This is a genomic window from Pararhodobacter sp. SW119, from assembly GCF_017811755.1.
GTDB lineage: Bacteria > Pseudomonadota > Alphaproteobacteria > Rhodobacterales > Rhodobacteraceae > Pararhodobacter.
The window spans coordinates 40,177-57,624 of record NZ_JADDJF010000019.1 but is presented as its reverse complement, the minus strand read 5'-3'; the positions used below and the strand labels follow the sequence as shown (position 1 = coordinate 57,624).

16 protein-coding genes are annotated in these 17,448 nt (G+C 68.9%); 12 read left to right on the top strand and 4 right to left on the bottom strand.

Annotated elements, in window-relative coordinates:
* Nucleotides 1-16: 16 nt before the first annotated feature.
* The 8 genes from IM708_RS12490 to IM708_RS12455 all read left to right on the top strand — a co-directional run bounded on the left by IM708_RS12490 (nt 17) and on the right by IM708_RS12455 (nt 9,425).
* Nucleotides 17-991: a phosphate ABC transporter substrate-binding protein PstS family protein gene (locus IM708_RS12490; RefSeq protein ID WP_209426909.1), complete on the top strand. Its 975-nt coding sequence runs from the start codon at nt 17-19 to the stop codon at nt 989-991.
* Between the two features lie 66 nt (nt 992-1,057).
* Nucleotides 1,058-3,691 (top strand): ABC transporter permease subunit, encoded by a 2,634-nt coding sequence (locus tag IM708_RS12485; protein ID WP_209426908.1) that lies wholly within the window; start codon nt 1,058-1,060, stop codon nt 3,689-3,691.
* Between the two features lie 13 nt (nt 3,692-3,704).
* A complete protein-coding gene (gene pstA / locus IM708_RS12480; protein ID WP_209426907.1) occupies nt 3,705-5,465 on the top strand; it encodes a phosphate ABC transporter permease PstA in 1,761 nt (586 codons plus the stop codon).
* Between the two features lie 13 nt (nt 5,466-5,478).
* Entirely contained in the window at nt 5,479-6,288 is an 810-nt protein-coding gene (gene pstB, locus IM708_RS12475) for a phosphate ABC transporter ATP-binding protein PstB (protein WP_209426906.1), read from the top strand.
* A 6-nt stretch (nt 6,289-6,294) separates the two neighbouring features.
* Nucleotides 6,295-7,413, top strand: a complete 1,119-nt coding sequence (locus IM708_RS12470; protein ID WP_209426905.1) for an ATP-binding protein — start codon at nt 6,295-6,297, stop codon at nt 7,411-7,413.
* Between the two features lie 10 nt (nt 7,414-7,423).
* Nucleotides 7,424-8,134, top strand: coding sequence for a phosphate signaling complex protein PhoU (gene phoU, locus IM708_RS12465; RefSeq protein ID WP_209426904.1), 711 nt, complete (start codon nt 7,424-7,426; stop codon nt 8,132-8,134).
* A 4-nt stretch (nt 8,135-8,138) separates the two neighbouring features.
* The gene (gene phoB / locus IM708_RS12460; RefSeq protein ID WP_209426903.1) at nt 8,139-8,831 is read left to right on the top strand and encodes a phosphate regulon transcriptional regulator PhoB; all 693 of its coding nucleotides are present in this window, start codon (nt 8,139-8,141) and stop codon (nt 8,829-8,831) included.
* A gap of 108 nt (nt 8,832-8,939) precedes the next feature.
* Complete coding sequence (locus IM708_RS12455; RefSeq protein ID WP_209426902.1) at nt 8,940-9,425, top strand: DUF305 domain-containing protein; 486 nt, start codon at nt 8,940-8,942, stop codon at nt 9,423-9,425.
* Between the two features lie 440 nt (nt 9,426-9,865).
* Here the strand turns inward: IM708_RS12455 and IM708_RS12450 are convergent, their stop codons facing one another.
* The gene (locus tag IM708_RS12450; RefSeq protein ID WP_209426901.1) at nt 9,866-11,521 is read right to left on the bottom strand and encodes a 5'-nucleotidase C-terminal domain-containing protein; all 1,656 of its coding nucleotides are present in this window, start codon (nt 11,519-11,521) and stop codon (nt 9,866-9,868) included.
* Between the two features lie 257 nt (nt 11,522-11,778).
* Between IM708_RS12450 and ribB the strand changes: the two genes are divergently transcribed.
* The 3 genes from ribB to nusB are packed head-to-tail and all read left to right on the top strand — an operon-like array spanning nt 11,779 to nt 13,903.
* The gene (gene ribB, locus IM708_RS12445) at nt 11,779-12,897 is read left to right on the top strand and encodes a 3,4-dihydroxy-2-butanone-4-phosphate synthase (RefSeq protein WP_209426900.1); all 1,119 of its coding nucleotides are present in this window, start codon (nt 11,779-11,781) and stop codon (nt 12,895-12,897) included.
* Nucleotides 12,898-12,902: 5 nt separating this feature from the next.
* Entirely contained in the window at nt 12,903-13,445 is a 543-nt protein-coding gene (locus tag IM708_RS12440; RefSeq protein ID WP_209426899.1) for a 6,7-dimethyl-8-ribityllumazine synthase, read from the top strand.
* A complete protein-coding gene (gene nusB / locus IM708_RS12435) occupies nt 13,442-13,903 on the top strand; it encodes a transcription antitermination factor NusB (RefSeq protein ID WP_209426898.1) in 462 nt (153 codons plus the stop codon). The genes IM708_RS12440 and nusB overlap by 4 nt, the downstream gene beginning before the upstream one ends.
* 231 nt (nt 13,904-14,134) lie before the next feature.
* Here the strand turns inward: nusB and IM708_RS12430 are convergent, their stop codons facing one another.
* From IM708_RS12430 to IM708_RS12420, 3 genes are all read right to left on the bottom strand, one after another.
* Nucleotides 14,135-14,380, bottom strand: a complete 246-nt coding sequence (locus tag IM708_RS12430; protein ID WP_348524968.1) for a GlsB/YeaQ/YmgE family stress response membrane protein — start codon at nt 14,378-14,380, stop codon at nt 14,135-14,137.
* A 1-nt stretch (nt 14,381) separates the two neighbouring features.
* Complete coding sequence (gene rlmN / locus IM708_RS12425) at nt 14,382-15,566, bottom strand: 23S rRNA (adenine(2503)-C(2))-methyltransferase RlmN (RefSeq protein WP_209426897.1); 1,185 nt, start codon at nt 15,564-15,566, stop codon at nt 14,382-14,384.
* Between the two features lie 88 nt (nt 15,567-15,654).
* Nucleotides 15,655-16,191, bottom strand: a complete 537-nt coding sequence (locus IM708_RS12420) for an invasion associated locus B family protein (protein WP_209426896.1) — start codon at nt 16,189-16,191, stop codon at nt 15,655-15,657.
* Between the two features lie 168 nt (nt 16,192-16,359).
* Here IM708_RS12420 and IM708_RS12415 point away from each other — a divergent pair, with 168 nt between their 5' ends.
* The gene (locus IM708_RS12415) at nt 16,360-17,376 is read left to right on the top strand and encodes an asparaginase (RefSeq protein WP_245243164.1); all 1,017 of its coding nucleotides are present in this window, start codon (nt 16,360-16,362) and stop codon (nt 17,374-17,376) included.
* The last annotated feature ends 72 nt before the right edge of the window (nt 17,377-17,448 follow it).

Here is a 17,448-nt window from a genome sequence, read left to right as displayed (position 1 = left end):
CTGAACTGGAGACACCATGACCCGTCTGTCCCTTCTCGCTTCTTCCGCGGCGCTCGCGCTCGCGACCGCCGCCGGCGCCCAGTCGGTGGACCCGAACCTGCCCGAATACCAGCCCGTCTCGGGCGTCTCGGGCAACCTCGTCTCGATCGGCTCGGACACGCTCAACAACCTCATGACGCTCTGGTCGGAAGGTTTCCGCACCTTCTATCCGAACGTCGCCATCCAGATCCAGGGCGCCGGGTCGGGCACCGCCCCGCCCGCGCTGGTCGAAGGCACCGCCCAGTTCGGCCCGATGTCGCGCCCGATGCGCGGCACCGAGATCGAGGAGTTCGAGGCCCGCTACGGCTACGAGCCCACCCCGATCCGCGGCGCCATCGACGCGCTGGGTGTCTTCGTGCACCGCGACAACCCGCTCGAATGCCTCAGCCTGCAGGAAGTCGACGCCATCTTCTCCTCGACCCGCTCGGGCGGCGCCGACGCGGCGATCACCACCTGGGGCCAGGTCGGCGTGGAAGGCGAATGGGCCGACCGTCCGATCGCCATGTACGGCCGCAACTCGGCCTCGGGCACCTATGGCTACTTCCGCGAAGTCGCCCTCTTCGGCGGCGACTACAGCCCAGAGGTGCGCGAACAGCCCGGCTCCTCGACCGTGATCCAGGGTGTTGCGGCCGACGTCAACGGCATCGGCTACTCGGGTATCGGCTACGGCACCGCCGACGTGAAGGCGATCAACCTGCGCGGACCGGATGGCGAATGCTACGCCCCCACCGCCGAGGATGCCTCGACCGGCAACTACCCGATCGCGCGGTTCCTCTATGTCTACATGAACAAGGACCCGAATGCCGACCTGGAGCCGCTGCGCGCCGAGTTCATTCGCTACGTCTACAGCCGCCAGGGCCAGGAAGACGTCGTGCGCGCGGGCTTCTTCCCGCTGGTGAAGGCGATTGCCGATCAGGATCTCGCCACCTTCGGCGTCCCGGTCACCAACTGATCGTCTGCGCGCGGGCCGGCCACTAGGTCGGCCCGCGCACCTCTTTCCCTGCCCGGCGGAGCCCCCATGCCCGACAGCACCACGCCCTCCGAACACAGCGCCGCCGCGCGCACCGAACGGAAGCGTCTGCGTAGCCTCGACACCAAGCGCAGCGTGATCTGGGGCGAGCGGATCGCGGGCGCCGTGATCACCGTCGGCGGGCTGATGGTGATCTTCGCCGTCCTCGGGATCATGGTCTTCCTGTTCCGCGTCGTCATGCCGCTGATGGATGGCGGCGAAATGCTGGGCAACACGCGCTACCAGCTCGACACCCAGCAGGACGTGATCTGGGTCAACGGCGACGAATTCCAGACCCTCGGCATCGCCGTCGCCGCCGAAGGCCGCGTCATCACCTACCACGTCCCCACCGGGACCGAGATCTCGCGCGACCAGTTCGATTTCAACGGCGCCAATGTCACCGCCGTTTCCGGCACGCTGAGCCGCGATCAGGTCGCCTTGGGCTTCGACGACGGCACCGTGCGCTTTGCCGAACTCGGTTTCGCGACATCGACGACGGCCCGGCGCAACCTGCCCGACGGCCTGACGCAACTCGATGACCGCGACCTCATGGGCGACGGGCGCATCTTCACCGAAGTCGGCACCGGCGATTTCCGTACGCTGTCCAGCGTCATCGACCTGGGCGAGGCCGACGCGATCTCGGACCAACCGATCATTGCCGTCGACTACCGCGTCGGCGGCACCCGCGAACGCCCGACGCTGGCCTTCGCCACCGTCGATGCGACAAACCAGGTCCGCGTCAGCCGCTCGCGCATCCAGGTCAACATGATGACCAACGAACGCACGGTGACGACCACGACCTCGGACCTGCCATCGCTCAACCTCGCGCCCGGCGTCGCGGTCACGCGCATCCTGCTTTCGGGCACCGGCGACCGGGCGATCGTCTCCACCGACGACGGCTTCGTGCACCGCTACGATCTTCGCAACATGGACGCCCCGCAACTGGCCGAATCGCGCCGCGTCGGCGACGCGGGCGTGGCGGTGACGGCGATGACCTTCCTATCGGGCGAGGATTCGCTCGTCGTCGGCTCCGAGGACGGCGAGATCAATGTCTATTTCCGCCTGCAGACCGGCACCTCGGCCACCACCGACGGGCGCGAACTGGTCCGCGCCCGCACCCATGTCCCCATGCCCGCCGCCATCGTCGATCTGTCCGAGGCGCAGCGGCAGAAGGAATTCGTCGCCGTCGATGCGCAGGGCAATGTCTGGGTCTACCATTCGACCTCGGATCAGATCCTCTTCGAACTCGCGCGTTCGGGCGACGTCACCACCGACTCGACCGCAATGATCTTCCCGCGCTCGAACGGCGTGATGCTGGTCAGCCAGGGCGGCGAGGTCGAGGCCTGGCAATACAACCAGCGCCACCCCGAAGTGACCCTGCGCGTCCTCTTCGGCCGCATCTGGTACGAGGGCTACATGGAGCCCACCTTCGTCTGGCAATCCACCGCCGGCACCGACCTGGCCGAGCCGAAGTATTCGCTGGTCCCGCTGATCTTCGGCACGATGAAGGCCGCCTTCTACGCCATGCTCTTTGCCGTGCCGATCGCGCTGGGGGCCGCCATCTACACCTCGGAATTCGTCGACCGGCGGGTGCGGGCGACCGTCAAGCCGATGATGGAGATGATGGAAAGCCTGCCCACGGTGGTTCTCGGCTTCATCGCCGCGCTGGTGCTGGCGCCGCTGGTCGAGGAGTGGATCGGCGCGGTGCTGGTCGGGTTCTTCGCGCTGCCGATGGGGCTGATGCTGGGCGCCTTCGCCTGGCAGATGCTGCCGCCCAACCTGGCGATCCGGCTGGACGGGTTTCCGAAATTCTTTCTGATGGGCGCCTCGATCCTGATCACCGCGCAGGTGGCGATCTGGCTGGGCCCCCTGTTCGAACAGGTGCTCTTCTACGGCGACTTCAAGCAATGGACGACCGGCCGCGTCGGCACCGGCACGCCCTTCATGTTCCTGATCCTGCTGCCGCTCTCGTACCTGATCGTCGCCTGGTCCTTCCGCAAGCTGCTCGGCCACCAGTACCGCGCGTTCCTGGGCGACCGCGAGCGCGCCGCCGCCGGCCGCATCGACGCGCTGCGCTGGCTGGTGATGCTCGCCGCCGCGCTGGTCCTCTCCTACGCCTTCGCCGCCCTGCTCACCGCCATCGGCTACGACCCGCGCGGCGGCTTCATCGACAGCTACCAGCAGCGCAACGCGCTGGTCGTCGGCTTCATCATGGCCTTCGCCGTGATCCCCAACATCTACACCCTGGCCGAGGATGCGCTGAACGCGGTCCCCGGCCACCTGCGCGCCGCCTCGCTCGCCTGCGGCGCGACGCCCTGGCAGACCTCGCTCTGGGTGGTGCTGCCGACTGCCGCCTCGGGCGTCTTCTCGGCGGTGATGATGGGCATGGGCCGCGCCGTGGGCGAGACGATGATCGTGGTCATGGCCGCCGGCAACACGCCGATCATGGAATGGAACATCTTCTCGGGCCTGCGCACGCTCTCGGCCAACATCGCGATCGAGCTGCCCGAGGCCGTGAAGGACGGCACCAACTACCGCGTCCTCTTCCTCGCCGCGCTCACGCTCTTCATCATGACCTTCGTCATCAACACACTCGCCGAACTGGTCCGCCAGCGCTTCCGCAAGCGCGCCTTCCAGCTCTGACCCGGGGACCGCCATGACCACCTCCACCGACCACGACATCCCCGCCTCGGGCGGCGCCGGCCTTGCCGGGATCGCGGCGCGCGAAAGCGTCAGGGGCGGCCGGCGCGTGCGCCGCTTCTCGGCCGACATCTCGGCCGTGGGCGAACCCGGGCTCTGGGCGCTCGGTGGCGCGCTGGCGCTGGGGATCATCCTGATCGCGGGCTTTCTGGCATTCATCGCATGGAACGGCATCGCCACCTTCTGGCCGAAACCCATCGAACAGGTCGAACTGCGCGATGGGGATGTTCTAGCAGGCGTCGTGCGCCGGGGTGGCACCTACCGCGTCGGCGCCGACGTTCTGCCGCGCCTCTCCGACGAACAGCGGGCCGAGATCGAGGGCGACCTCGGCTTCGCCAACCGCACCCTCTACCAGACCGCCAACTACGACCTCTATGGCGACGATTTCCGCTGGGTGTCGGAATTCGAGGTGGCAAATGTCACCAGGCCCGCCGATTTCCACTATTTCGAACGCCAGACCTGGGGCGTCTTCATCGGCCGCGTCGCCGGACTGACCATCGACGGCGAGGCGCGCGCCTTCGACCCGGCGCTGATGGAACGCGAACAGGCCGCCGCCCGCGACCGCTTCCACGACATCCGCCAGTTGGAACAGCGCGACATCGGCCGCATCAACCACCAGATCGAACGCGAACGCCTCAACCAGCGCCGCGCCGTCCTGCGCCAGGGCGAGGAGGCCGCCGCCCCCACCGTCGCCGCCAGCCAGGCCCGCATCGCCGAGTTGCAGGCCGAATTCCAGATCCTGCAGACCCGCGTCAACGAGATCCGCGAAAACGACCGCCGCTACCGCGTCCAGATGGAGGAGGTCGGCGGCCGCACCGTCGATACCGAACTCAGCCAGATCGTGCGCTACTTCGCTGCGAACCAGCTCTCGCTTCTCGACAAGATCGGCATCTACTTCTCGCGCTGGTGGGAATTCGTCTCGGCCGAACCGCGCGAGGCCAACACCCAGGGTGGCGTTCTGCCCGCGATCTTCGGCACCGTCGCCATGACCCTTCTGATGGTGGTCTTCGTGGCCCCCTTCGGCGTCATCACCGCGCTTTACCTGCGCGAATACGCCAAGCAGGGGCGGCTGACCTCCATCGTGCGGATCTCGGTCAACAACCTTGCCGGCGTGCCTTCCATCGTCTACGGGGTCTTCGGGCTGGGCTTTTTCGCCTACACGATGGGCGGCACCATCGACCAGCTTTTCTACCCCGAGAACCTGCCCAACCCGACCTTCGGCAAGGGCGGCATCCTCTGGGCCTCGCTGACGCTGGCGCTGCTCACCGTCCCGGTGGTCATCGTCGCCTCCGAAGAAGCACTCGCCGCCGTGCCGCGCTCGATGCGCGAAGGCTCGCTCGCCTGCGGCGCGTCGAAATGGCAGACCATCCGCTACGTCGTCCTGCCCAAGGCCCTGCCCGGCATCATGACCGGCATGATCCTGGCGATGGCGCGCGGCGCGGGCGAGGTCGCACCCCTGATGCTGGTCGGCGTCGTCAAGCTGGCCCCGGCCCTGCCCATCGACACCTTCTTCCCCTTCATCCATCTCGACCGCAGCTTCATGCACCTGGGCTTCCACATCTTCGACGTGGGCTTCCAGTCGCGCAACTCCGAGGCCGGCAAGCCCATGGTCTTCGTCACAACGCTGCTGCTGCTGGCGCTGATCGTGGCGATGAATGCCACCGCCATCATCATCCGCAACCGGCTCAAGCGCCGCTACGCCACCGGCCAGTTCTGAAACGGATACCCAGATGAACACGACCCTCGACATCGAACCCACCGACTACCACATCACCCGAAGCCCCGACGGCCCGGTGCTGGAGATCAAGGATTTCAACCTCTGGTACGGACAGGCGCAGGCGCTCTTCGACTGCAACCTCGACATCCAGAAGGGCATGGTCACGGCCCTGATCGGACCCTCGGGCTGCGGCAAGTCAACCATGCTGCGCTGCCTCAACCGGATGAACGACCTGGTCGACGACCTGCGCATCGACGGCCGGATCCTCGCCGACGGGTTCGACATCTACGGCCCCGGCGTCGACGTGATCGCGCTCAGGAAACGCATGGGCATGGTCTTCCAGAAGCCCAACCCCTTCGCCATGTCGATCTACGACAACATCTCCTACCCGCTGCGCGTCGACGGCGTCACCCGCAAGTCGGTCCTGGATGAGACAGTGGAACGCGCGCTCCGCTCCGCCGCCCTCTGGGACGAAGCGAAGGACCGGCTGCAGGAAAGCGCGCTTGGCCTCTCGGGCGGCCAGCAGCAGCGCCTGTGCATCGCGCGCGCCGTCGCCTCCGACCCCGAGGTGCTGCTGATGGACGAGCCCTGCTCGGCCCTCGACCCGATCGCCACGGCGAAGATCGAAAGCCTGATCACCGACCTGCGCGGCCAGTATTCCATCGTCATCGTCACCCATTCGATGAGCCAGGCCGCCCGCGTCTCGGACAACACCGCCTTCATGTATCTGGGCCGCATCATCGAATACGGCGAAACCGAAACCATCTTCACCCGGCCGCACAAATCCCGCACCAATGATTATGTGACCGGGAGGTTCGGATGAACGACGATGCAGGCACGCGACGTTGACACGCTGATCGCCGCGCTGCCCGACCCGGTGCTTCTGGTCGGGCGCGACGGGCGGGTGCAGGCCGCCAACCAGGCGGCGACGGAACTGCTGGGCGGCCAGATCCGCGGCGCCCAGATCCGCGCCCATCTGCGCCAGCCCGAGGTCGCGGCGATGCTCGACCGCGCGCTCGCCGGCGATGCGGGGGCTTCCGCGCGCTTCGTCACCGCCTCGACCAGCGCCGAGACGGTCTGGCAGGTCACCGCCCGCCCCGCCGGCCCCGGCGCGCTGGTCTTCAGCTTCCGCGACGTCTCCGACCGCGAGGCCGCCGAGGCGCAGCGCCGCGAATTCGTCGCCAACGTCAGCCACGAGCTGCGCTCGCCCCTGACCGTGCTCGCCGGCTTCATCGAGACGCTGCAGGGTCCCGCCGCGCAGGACGCCGCCGCGCGTGCCGAGTTCCTGGCGATCATGGCCCGCGAGGCCGAGCGGATGACCGGCCTCGTCGCCGACCTGCTGTCGCTCTCGCGCGTCGAGGGGGCGGCGAAGATCCGCCCGCGCACGCCCGTCGCGCTCGACATGGTGCTGCGCGCCACGCTCGCCGCCCTGCGCCCGCAGATCGAAAGCGCCGGCCTCAAGGTCACGTTGACCCTGCCCGACGACCTGCCCGAGGTGCCGGGCGATTACGACCAGCTGGTGCAGGTCTACCACAACCTGGTGGAAAACGCGGTGAAATACGGCGCCACCGGCGGCGCGATCGAGATCCTCGCCGACACGCTGCCCACCGCACCGGGGGTCGAGGGGCCGGTCCTGCGCATCAGCGTCACCGACCACGGCGACGGCATCGACCCGATCCACATCCCCCGCCTGACCGAGCGTTTCTACCGCATCGACCGCGCACGCTCGCGCGAGCAGGGCGGCACCGGGCTGGGTCTCGCCATCGTCAAGCACATCCTCAGCCGGCACCGCGGCCGGCTCTGCATCCGCAGCGCGCCGGGCGCGGGGGCGACCTTCACCACGCTCCTGCCCGCATTCCCGGCCGCCCCGCCCGACACCCCGGCCGAACCCGCCCCCGACACCGTCACCGAACCGTCACATCCCGCCGCTAAGGCTGCGGTGAAATGAAAGCTCGCCCATGACCAAGCCGCATATCAACTCCGCCTTCGACCGCGATCTGGAAACCATCCGCCTGGGCGTGCTGGCCATGGGTGGCCATGTCGAGGAGGCGATCCTGCGCGCCGCCCGCGCGCTGGAAACCCGCGACGAGGATCTGGCCGCCGAGGTCGTGCGCGGCGACAAGGTCATCGACGCCGCCGAGGAGGAGATCAACAGCCAGGTGGTGCGCCTTCTGGCGCTGCGCCAGCCGCAGGCGGACGACCTGCGCTCGGCCGTCGCGGTGATGAAGATGGCGGGCGATCTGGAACGGCTGGGCGATTATGCCAAGAACATGGCCAAGCGCGTGCCCGTCCTGATCGCCAGCCCGGTGATCGAGGGCGCGGCAGGCGCGCTCCGCCGCCAGGCGCGCCTCGTCGGGCAGATGCTCAAGGACATGCTCGACGCCTTCGCGCGCATCGACGCCGCACTCGCCCGCGATGTCGTCACCCGCGATGTCGAGGTCGACGACATGACCAACGCGCTTTTCCGCGAATTCATCACCCACATGATGGAAGACCCGCGCAACATCACCCCCTGCCTGCACTACATCTTCATCGCCAAGAACATCGAACGCATGGGCGATCTGGTCACCCACGGCGCCGAACACGTCATCTACGTGGCCGAGGGCGCCCAGGCCGAGCCGCGCGTGAAGGGCCATTCCACCGCCACCATCGCCATGCCGAGGGACTGATCCGATGCAGGAGACCGAGAAGCCGCTGGTTCTGGTGGTCGATGACGAACCGGCGCAACGGGCGCTGCTCAGCTACAACCTGAAGGCCGCGGGCTTCCGCGTCGCCACCGCCAACGACGGCGAGGAGGCGATGCTCGCCGTGGCCGAGGAAGCGCCCGACGTGATCCTGCTCGACTGGATGCTGCCCCGCCTCTCGGGGCTGGAGGCCTGCCGCCAGATCAAGGCCACGGCCGGCGGCCGGCAATCGGCCGTGATCATGGTCTCCGCCCGGTCCGAGGAGGCCGACCGCGTCCGCGGCCTCGACACCGGCGCCGACGACTACATCGTGAAGCCCTATTCGGTGGCCGAACTGCTGGCGCGGGTGAAGGCCAACCTGCGCCGCGTGCGCCCCACCGCCGCCGGCGCCGTGCTCGAGGTCGGCGACGTCCGGCTGGATACCGAAAGCTACCGCGTCACGCGTGGCGGCATGGCCGTCCACCTGGGCCCGACCGAATTTCGTCTGCTCGCCGCGCTGATGGAACGCCAGGGCAAGGTCTGGACGCGCGAGGCGCTGCTCGACCGCGTCTGGGGGCGCGACATCTACATCGACACCCGCACCGTCGACGTCCATGTCGGCCGCCTGCGCAAGGCGCTCTGCATCCACGGCGGTGCCGACCCGATCCGCACCGTCCGCGGCGCCGGCTACGCGATGGATTGACCGCGCACGGAATTTTCCGGCGCAACCGGGCCTTGACCTTCCCGCAACCGGAAGCCCCATATCCCTGAAATCGGGCCGCCGAAGCGGCAACACAGCAGGGACCAGACCATGACAACCGCCCGCAAGACCCTCGTCGCCACCGCCCTGGCCGGCCTTCTGATCGGCACCGGCTGGACCGCCGCCTCGCTCGCCGGATCGCACGGCCAAGGGCACGGTCACGGACACTACCAGACCCAGCAGGAAACCCAAGGGCACGGTCAAGGCCATGGCCAGGGCCATGCGACCGGCCACGGCGCCCACCACGGCGGCGCGGCGCAGCCCGACATCCCCGCGGATGCGACCCCCTCGACCCGCGCCTATCTGGAAGCCAACGACCGGATGCATGCCGACATGGACATCGCCTTCAGCGGCGACGCCGATGTCGATTTCGCCCGCGGCATGATCCCCCACCACGAAGGCGCCATCGCCATGGCCCGGATCGTGCTGGAACATGGCCAGGACCCCGAAATCCGCGCCCTCGCCCAAGCGATCATCGCCGACCAGGACGCCGAGATCGCCTTCCTGCGCACCTGGCTGGCCAACCACGGCCACTGAACCCGCGCCGCGCCCCCTCCCCGCCGCGACCGGCCAAAAAGCCAACGGAAGTTCTCCCGCCCCTCGTCAGGCTGTGCGCGTTCCGCGCACGAACCTTCCTCGCGTTGGCCCGGGCGCCGCGCGCTTCGCGCGCGGCGAAAAGAGGCTCCGCCGCCAAGGTCGGGCTGGCCCTTCTTGCCGCGGACTTTTCCTGTCCGAAAATATCCCGGGGGGTGAACTGGCGCAGCCAAGAGGGGGGCAGCGCCCCCTTCTTCGGTTTGGTTACAACCCCAAACTCGCAGGCTGAGCCGTTACCAGAACCCTGCCGCACCGTTCGGAACTGCCATACGTTTGCCATACGCTTGCCAGCCGCTTGCCATACGCCCGCCAGCCCCTGCCGACGGGCGGCGGAAGGCCCTTATCGCCCCCGCCGGAGCACCCGAAACGCCCCCCGTCCGGCGCTACTGCGTGATGCGCCCCTCGATCGCCGGGCTGTACGGGGCGTGGCGCGCAAGGTACTCGGCCAGCGCATCGGCCATGTCGATGGCGGTGTCGTAACCCTCCTGCCCGTCGCTGGCGAGCATCGCGTAGCCGTCCCCGCCGCGGGCCATGAAGTTGTTGGTAACAAGGCCATAATTCGCCTCGGGGTCGATCGGCACCCAGCCGTCTTCGGTCGCCACCTCGACCCCGGACACCCGCCCCGCGTTCGGCGCGACGCCGGTGTCCAGCCGGAACCGCATCCCCGCGACCTGCGGAAACCGCCCCGCCCCTTCCTCGATCCCGTTCACGCCATGCTCCAGCGCCGCGACCAGCGTCCGCCCCGGCACCTGCATCGTGTAAAGCGTGTTCTGGAACGGCAGCACCGTCAGCACGTCCCCCACCGTCACCATCCCCGCCTCCAGCGACGCCCGCAGCCCGCCGCCATTGGTCAGCGCTATGGTGATCGCGGGATTGCCGACGCGCTCCAGCATGGCGTTGGTCACCGAATTGCCCATCTCGCACTCCATCGCCCGGCAGCTTTCGCGGCTGCCGTCGATCGAGGCGGCCACCTCGGCGATCTCGGTGCGCTTCAACTCCTCGATCGGCCCGGCCAGCGCCGCCACGCGCGTCGCCACGTCCTCGGCCGGCTCGAAGCTCGCGTCCAGCAGCACCGTGTCGCCCTCGGCGGCGATCACCGCGCCGTCCTCGTCGAATTCCACCGACAAATCGCCCAGATAGCGCGAGAAGGCATAGGCCTGCACGATCGGCACCGCGCGCCCGTCCGGCGCTTCGACCATCGTCGCGTAGTCCGGCGTGCCCTCGACCGTGTTCGACAGAAGCGTGTGACTATGCCCGCCGATGATCAGCGAGATCCCCTCGACCGCGGCGGCGATGCGCTGGTCCTGCACGAAACCCATATGCGACAGCACGATGATGCGGTTCACCCCCGCTTCGCGCAGCCGCGCCACCGCGCCCTCCAGATGCAGGGTCTCGTTCTCGAACGTCACCGGCTCGGGCGAGGACAGGAAGACCGTATCCGGCGTGGTGATCCCCAGGATGCCGACCCGCGCCGCGCCCGCCTCGACTATCAGGTGATCGCGCACCAGGTCCTTCAGCGGGTGGCCCTCCGGCACCACGACATTGCCGGCGACGATCGGAAACGCCGCCTCGGCCAGCATCTCGGCCAGCGCGTCCGGGCCGTTGTTGAACTCGTGATTGCCCAGCGTCATCGCGTCGAAGCCGATCATGTTCATGATTTCGACCTCGGCCTTGCCGCGATAGGTCGTGTAGAAGAGCGTGCCTTGCGACTGGTCGCCGGCATCCAGCGTCAGCACCGGCACGCCCTCGGCGCCCAGTTCCTCGCGCCGCGCGCGGATCGCCCCGGCCAGCCGCGGCGCGCCGCCAAAACAGCTCCCCTCGGCCGAGGCGGTGGGCGAGCAGGTGGCATCCGACCCCGAGATCTCCTCGAGCCGGCTGTGCATGTCGTTGATGTGCAGCACGTGCAGCCGCGTCCCGGTCCCCGCGCGGGCCGAGGCCATGCTGAACACACCCGCGCCGGTGACCAGCATGGTCGATCCGGCGATCTGCAGAAAACGGCGGCGGCTGGGCGCCGGGCTGGCAAACGGCGAACGGGGCATCTGTCTCTCCTGTTGGCGGCGTCGTGCGGGACCGGCGGAGGGCCGCCGCGACCGCAGAGAGCCATGAAATCGCGACGGCAGGATGACGGCCCCCGCATCCCGCGATTCTAGCGCTCGCACGTCGCCTCACTCAAGCGCGATCTGCGCCCCGGCCTCTGCGCACTGGCGCAGACCTGCCATGCCCGCACGCAGACCCCGCCCCCTTCCCCAGCCTGCCCCCTTGCGCTATCTGCACCTGAGCGACGAAAGGAAGTCCCATGACCTTCGAAAACCCCGGCCCGGTCGAGGAGAACTGGCGCGACGCGATCTCCTCCATCGAGGAGATCATCGACGATGCCCGCAACGGCCGGATGTTCGTCCTGGTCGACCACGAGGACCGCGAGAACGAGGGCGACCTGGTCATCCCCGCGCAGATGTGCACGCCCGAGGCGATCAACTTCATGGCCATGCACGGGCGCGGCCTGATCTGCCTGACGCTGCCCGGCCCGCGCATCGACGCACTGGGACTGCCCTTGATGTCGACCAAGAACGCCTCGCGGCACGAAACGGCCTTCACCGTCTCGATCGAGGCGCGCGAGGGCGTGACCACCGGCATCTCGGCCTATGACCGCGCCCGAACCGTCGCCGTCGCCATCGACCCGACCAAGACCGGCGCGGATATCGCCACCCCCGGCCATATCTTCCCGCTGCGCGCCCGCGAAGGCGGCGTGCTGGTGCGCGCCGGCCATACCGAGGCCGCGGTCGACATCTCGCGGCTCGCCGGGCTCAACCCCTCGGGCGTGATCTGCGAGATCATGAAGGACGACGGCGAAATGGCCCGCCTGCCCGACCTCGTGGCCTTCGCGCAGAAGCACGGGCTCAAGATCGGCACCATCTCCGATCTCATCGCCTACCGCCGCCGCCACGACAACCTGGTGCGCGAAACCGCAACGCATGAGGTCGCGTCGCTCCACGGCGGCACGTGGCAGATGCGGCTTTTCACCGACCAGACGCAGGGCGCCGAACATGTGGTCCTCAGCAAGGGCGACCTGTCCTCACCCGCGCCGGTGCTGGTGCGGATGCATGCCCTCAACCCGCTGGAGGATGTGCTGGGCATCGGCGCCGAACACGCGGGCGACCTACAGGGCGCGATGCGCGTCATCGCCGACGAGGGGCGCGGCGTCGTCGTGCTGCTGCGCGACACCGCGATGAAAGTCGCCGGCGGCGACGGGCATTCGCCGCAGATCCTGCGCCAGTACGGACTGGGCGCGCAGATCCTGGCCGCGCTGGGGCTGCACGATCTGATCCTGGTGACCAACTCGCCGCAACCCAAGGTCGTGGGGCTTGAAGCCTACGGGCTGCAGATCGCCGGCACCCGCCCGATCCCGAAGGAGTGAGACGCATGGCCGGACCCAGCCACTACACGCTGTCGCTGCCCGAATTCGACACGCCGGTGAAGGTGCTGATCGTCGTCGCGCCCTTCTACCGCGACATCGCAGACCACCTGCTGTCCGGCGCCCGCGCCACGCTGGATGCCGTCGGCGCCACATACGAGACGATCGAGGTGCCCGGCGCGCTGGAGGTGCCGACCGCGCTCGGCCAGGCGTTCCGCATGGCGCATTTCGACGGTTTCGTGGCCCTCGGCTGCGTCATCCGCGGCGAAACCACGCATTACGAGACGGTGTGCAACGACAGCTCGCGCGCGATAACGCTGCTCGGGCTGCAGGGCGCCGCCATCGGCAATGGCATCCTGACGGTCGAAAACCACGCCCAGGCCGCGGTGCGCGCCGATCCCGCCGATCAGGACAAGGGCGGCGGCGCGGCGGCGGCGGCTTTGCACCTGATCGCGCTCGCCCGGCGCTGGGGCGGTACCCGCCGCTCGGTCGGCTTCCGCGCCGACAGCGACGACACCATCCTGCTGGCCGAGGGCGGAGACCGCGCATGACCACCACCGATACCCGCGCGCTGCGCGGCGCCGCGCGCTTCTACGCCGTTCAGGCGCTGTTCCAGATGGAAAAGACCGACCAGTCGGTCGAGGCGATCCGCCGCGAATTCGAAACCCACCGCATCGGGGTCGAGGCCGACGGCACCGCCTGGATCGAGGCCGATCTCGCCCTCTTCGGCCGACTGGTCGACTTCGCCGTCGACCGTCAGGCCGAGATCGACCAGATGACCGACCGCGCGCTGGTCGCCAAATGGCCCATCGCCCGGATCGACCCGACGCTGCGGGCGCTGTTCCGTGCCGCCGGCGCCGAACTGATCGCCGGCGACACGCCGCCGCGCGTGGTGATCACCGAATTCGTGCAGATCGCGCAGGCCTTCTTCCCCGAGGGGCGCGAGGCGAAGTTCGTCAACGCCGTCCTCGACCACATGGCCCGCGAAGCCCGGCCCGAGGCCTTCTGACCCCGAAGACCGCCCGCGCCGCCTGCACCGCTCAAGGCAAAATCGCCGGCGCTTCAGCCGGGCCAGACCACCCCCGCGCGACACCGATCGCACCGGCGTTCCGGCCGCAATGTTGCGGCCAGCGCCAAAGCTTTCATTGCGGTTAACGGCAATCTTTTTCTATGATTTGCCAAAGGCTTGTCGAAGTGTCCAAATTTGGACGCCTCTCGGAAACCGCGGTCTCGCCCGCCTTCAGCGCCGGCGCGTGACCGCCTGCCAGACCCAGAGCAAGGCCATCGCCCCCAGCACCGCCAGCACGAAGGTCACGAACCAGCCCCCGACGGTCAGCAAGCCGCGCAGCCCCAACCCGCCCAGGACCGCGCCCAGCACGCCGATGCCCATCGCGGTCGGCAGATCGACATCGACGCGCATCAGGCGCGTCGCGACATACCCCGCCGCCGCGCCGATCAGGGCCAGCAGCAGAACCCCGGGCAGCATGTCAGACACCTGCCTCGGCGGTGATTTCCGAGGCCCGCTTCCGGCCCCGTTCGGTCGCGGACTTCAACTGCCCGCAGGCGGCCATGATGTCCTCGCCGCGCGGCGTGCGGATCGGGCTCGCATAGCCCGCCTTGAAGACGATGTCGGCAAATGCCTCGATCCGCGCCCAGTCCGACCGCTCGTAGGGCGCGCCGGGCCATTCGTTGAACGGGATCAGGTTGATCTTGGCCGGGATGCCGGCGATCAGCTTGACCAGCCGCCGCGCGTCCTCGTCGCTGTCGTTCACGCCCTTCAGCATGACGTATTCGAAGGTGATGCGTTCCGAATTCGACAGCCGCGGATATTCGCGCAGCGCGCCCAGCAGCGCCGCCAGGTCCCACCTCTTGTTGATCGGCACCAGCCGGTCGCGCACCTCGTCGGTGGTGGCGTGAAAACTCACCGCCAGCAGGCAGCCGATCTCCTGGGCCGTGCGCGCGATCTCGGGGACCACGCCGCTGGTCGACAGCGTGATGCGCCGGCGGCTCAGGCTGATCCCCTCGCCGTCCATGACGATCTGCATCGCGTCGCGCACGTTCTCGAAGTTGTAGAGCGGCTCGCCCATCCCCATCAGCACGACGTTCGAGATCAGCCGATCCTCGCGCCGCGTGGCGCCGGGCACCGGCCATTCGTCCAGATCGTCGCGCGCCACCATCACCTGCCCCACGATCTCGGCGGCGGTCAGGTTGCGCACCAGCCTTTGCGTGCCGGTGTGGCAGAACGAACAGGTCAGCGTGCAACCGACCTGCGAGCTGATGCACAGCGTGCCGCGCCCTTCCTCGGGGATGTAGACGGTCTCGACCTCGTGCCCGCCGGCGATGCGCAGCAGGTACTTGCGCGTCCCGTCGGCCGAGATCTGGCGCGTCACGACCTCCGGCAAGCGGATCTCGAACTCCTCGGCCAGCCCGGCGCGAAACGGCTTCGACAGATTGGTCATCGCGTCGAAATCGCGCACCCCCCAGTGATAGAGCCATTGCCACACCTGCCCCACGCGCATCTTCGCCTGCGCCTCGGGCGTGCCCGCGGCGATCAGGGCCTCGCGCAGTTGCGGGCGGGTCAGCCCGATCAGGTTGGGCTTGCCGGCCACGTCCTTGCGCGGCAGGGTCAGCACGTCCTGCGTGATCGGGGTGGTGGGACTCTGGGCGGTCATGTGTCTCTCCGGGGCGATCCCGCAGATATAGGTGAAACCCGCCGGACTGAACAGCCCGGCGCGGTTTTGCCTCGTCGCGGACGGCGGGTTACTCGGCGCAGCGGCGCTGCGCTTCCTCGGTCGCGGCGGTCACCCCGAACAGCGAAAACGTATCGCGCGTGTTGGTTCCGCGCGACGACCGCGCGCTGAGCACCGCGTTGGCGCCCCGGCGCATGGCGGCCAGGATGCGCGCGTCTTCCTCGGGCGAGGCCGCCCAAGCCCATTCCGGCGTGCTGGGGTTGGTGAACAACTCGAAGCGATCGTCGCCCACCTGCACCGTCACGGTCGATCCCTCGGCGAACGGATAGCCGCCGGTGAACGAGATCTCGGGCGCGCTTTCGCCCTGCCGGTAGGTCACGAAGTAAAGGATATCGCCGCGGCGCACGTTGGGCGCGGGTTGTCCGCCGCGGGTGTTCACGGTCTCGGTCGGGGCCGACACCACCCAGCATTCACGCGGATCGCCATCCACGAACACGCTCCAGGCGGTTTCCACCGCGACCCGGTTCGTCGATTCCTGTGCTTGCGCACCCGTTGCGGCAGCCATCGCCAAAGCGGCGGCCGCGAACCCCTTCATCCATCCTGTCATCTGCGCCTCAGCCTCCGACACTCGCTTGTCCCGCCGGTCGTCGACCCCGCCCTGCGGTTCGGGTCTGGCGCCGCCGGGTTTTGCCCGATAGCCTTCCTCTTAACGCGATTCAGCCGTGCAGCGGAACCCCTCTGCGCGGAAAATTGCGCAGTTGTGAGGGAGGGTTGAATGCAGGTGACCGCTGGCGCACCGGACGTCGCGCAAGGCGCTATTCCGATGGTCGAACTGTGGCGCGGCGGGCGGCTGGAAAGCCGGCACCGCGGCCATGCCGTGATCTGCGACGCGACCGGCGCGGTCGTCGCCGCCTGGGGCAACCCCGCCGCCGTGATCTATCCCCGATCGAGCTGCAAGATGATCCAGGCGCTGCCCCTGATGGAATCCGGCGCCGGCGACGGGCTGAGCGCGGCGCAACTGGCGCTGGCCTGCGCCTCGCACCAGGGGGCCGGGACGCATGTGCGCGCGGTGGAACGCTGGCTGGCCGATCTGGGGCTGGCCGAACCCGACCTGCGCTGCGGCACGCACGATCCCGCCGACCGCCCGGAACTGGAACGCCTGATCCGCGCGCAGGAGGCGCCCTGCCAGCTGCACAACAACTGCTCGGGCAAGCATGCCGGGTTCCTGATGCTGGGCCGGCATCTGCGCGCCGGAGCGGAGTATGTCGAACCGGACCACCCCGTCCAGCGCGCCGTCCGCGCGGCATTCGAAGAGGTGACCGGCGAAGCAAGCCCGGGATACGGAATCGACGGCTGCTCGGCGCCGAATTTCGCCTGCAGCCTGCAGGGCCTCGCCGCGGCGATGGCCCGCTTCGCGGCCGCCCGTCCCGATGGCGACGCGCGCGCCCGCGCCATGGTCCGCCTGCGCGAAGCGATGGCGCAGCACCCCGAGATGGTCGCCGGCGAGGGCCGCGCCTGCACCGAACTGATGCGCGCGATGGACGGCATCGCCATCAAGACCGGCGCCGAGGCGGTCTTCGTCGCCATCCTGCCCGGCAGCGGCCGCGGCATCGCATTGAAGATCGTCGATGGCGGCACCCGCGCCGCCGAAGCCGCGATCGTCGCCCTGCTGGCGCGCGAAGGCGTGCTGGACCCCGCCCATCCCGCCGCCCTGAAGCGTCTGGGCGGCCCGATGCGAAACTGGCGCGGCCTGACCGTGGGCGAAACGCGGCTGGCCGCGGAATTCGCCTGAACCGGCCCCCCGCCACGAGGCAGGCTATCGCCGCAACCCTTCCTCTCCGCGGCTCGGCGGCGGAGAACCGGC

Excerpts from the sequence above, each read along its gene's own strand:
- pstA (WP_209426907.1), top strand. The coding sequence starts at position 3,705 with ATGACCACCTCCACCGACCACGACATCCCCGCCTCGGGCGGCGCCGGC.
- IM708_RS12470 (WP_209426905.1), top strand. The coding sequence starts at position 6,295 with ATGCAGGCACGCGACGTTGACACGCTGATCGCCGCGCTGCCCGACCCG.
- IM708_RS12485 (WP_209426908.1), top strand. The coding sequence starts at position 1,058 with ATGCCCGACAGCACCACGCCCTCCGAACACAGCGCCGCCGCGCGCACC.
- rlmN (WP_209426897.1), bottom strand. The coding sequence starts at position 15,566 with ATGACCGCCCAGAGTCCCACCACCCCGATCACGCAGGACGTGCTGACC.
- phoB (WP_209426903.1), top strand. The coding sequence starts at position 8,139 with ATGCAGGAGACCGAGAAGCCGCTGGTTCTGGTGGTCGATGACGAACCG.
- IM708_RS12490 (WP_209426909.1), top strand. The coding sequence starts at position 17 with ATGACCCGTCTGTCCCTTCTCGCTTCTTCCGCGGCGCTCGCGCTCGCG.
- IM708_RS12430 (WP_348524968.1), bottom strand. The coding sequence starts at position 14,380 with ATGCTGCCCGGGGTTCTGCTGCTGGCCCTGATCGGCGCGGCGGCGGGG.
- IM708_RS12415 (WP_245243164.1), top strand. The coding sequence starts at position 16,360 with ATGCAGGTGACCGCTGGCGCACCGGACGTCGCGCAAGGCGCTATTCCG.
- phoU (WP_209426904.1), top strand. The coding sequence starts at position 7,424 with ATGACCAAGCCGCATATCAACTCCGCCTTCGACCGCGATCTGGAAACC.
- IM708_RS12455 (WP_209426902.1), top strand. The coding sequence starts at position 8,940 with ATGACAACCGCCCGCAAGACCCTCGTCGCCACCGCCCTGGCCGGCCTT.
- nusB (WP_209426898.1), top strand. The coding sequence starts at position 13,442 with ATGACCACCACCGATACCCGCGCGCTGCGCGGCGCCGCGCGCTTCTAC.
- ribB (WP_209426900.1), top strand. The coding sequence starts at position 11,779 with ATGACCTTCGAAAACCCCGGCCCGGTCGAGGAGAACTGGCGCGACGCG.
- pstB (WP_209426906.1), top strand. The coding sequence starts at position 5,479 with ATGAACACGACCCTCGACATCGAACCCACCGACTACCACATCACCCGA.
- IM708_RS12420 (WP_209426896.1), bottom strand. The coding sequence starts at position 16,191 with ATGACAGGATGGATGAAGGGGTTCGCGGCCGCCGCTTTGGCGATGGCT.
- IM708_RS12440 (WP_209426899.1), top strand. The coding sequence starts at position 12,903 with ATGGCCGGACCCAGCCACTACACGCTGTCGCTGCCCGAATTCGACACG.
- IM708_RS12450 (WP_209426901.1), bottom strand. The coding sequence starts at position 11,521 with ATGCCCCGTTCGCCGTTTGCCAGCCCGGCGCCCAGCCGCCGCCGTTTT.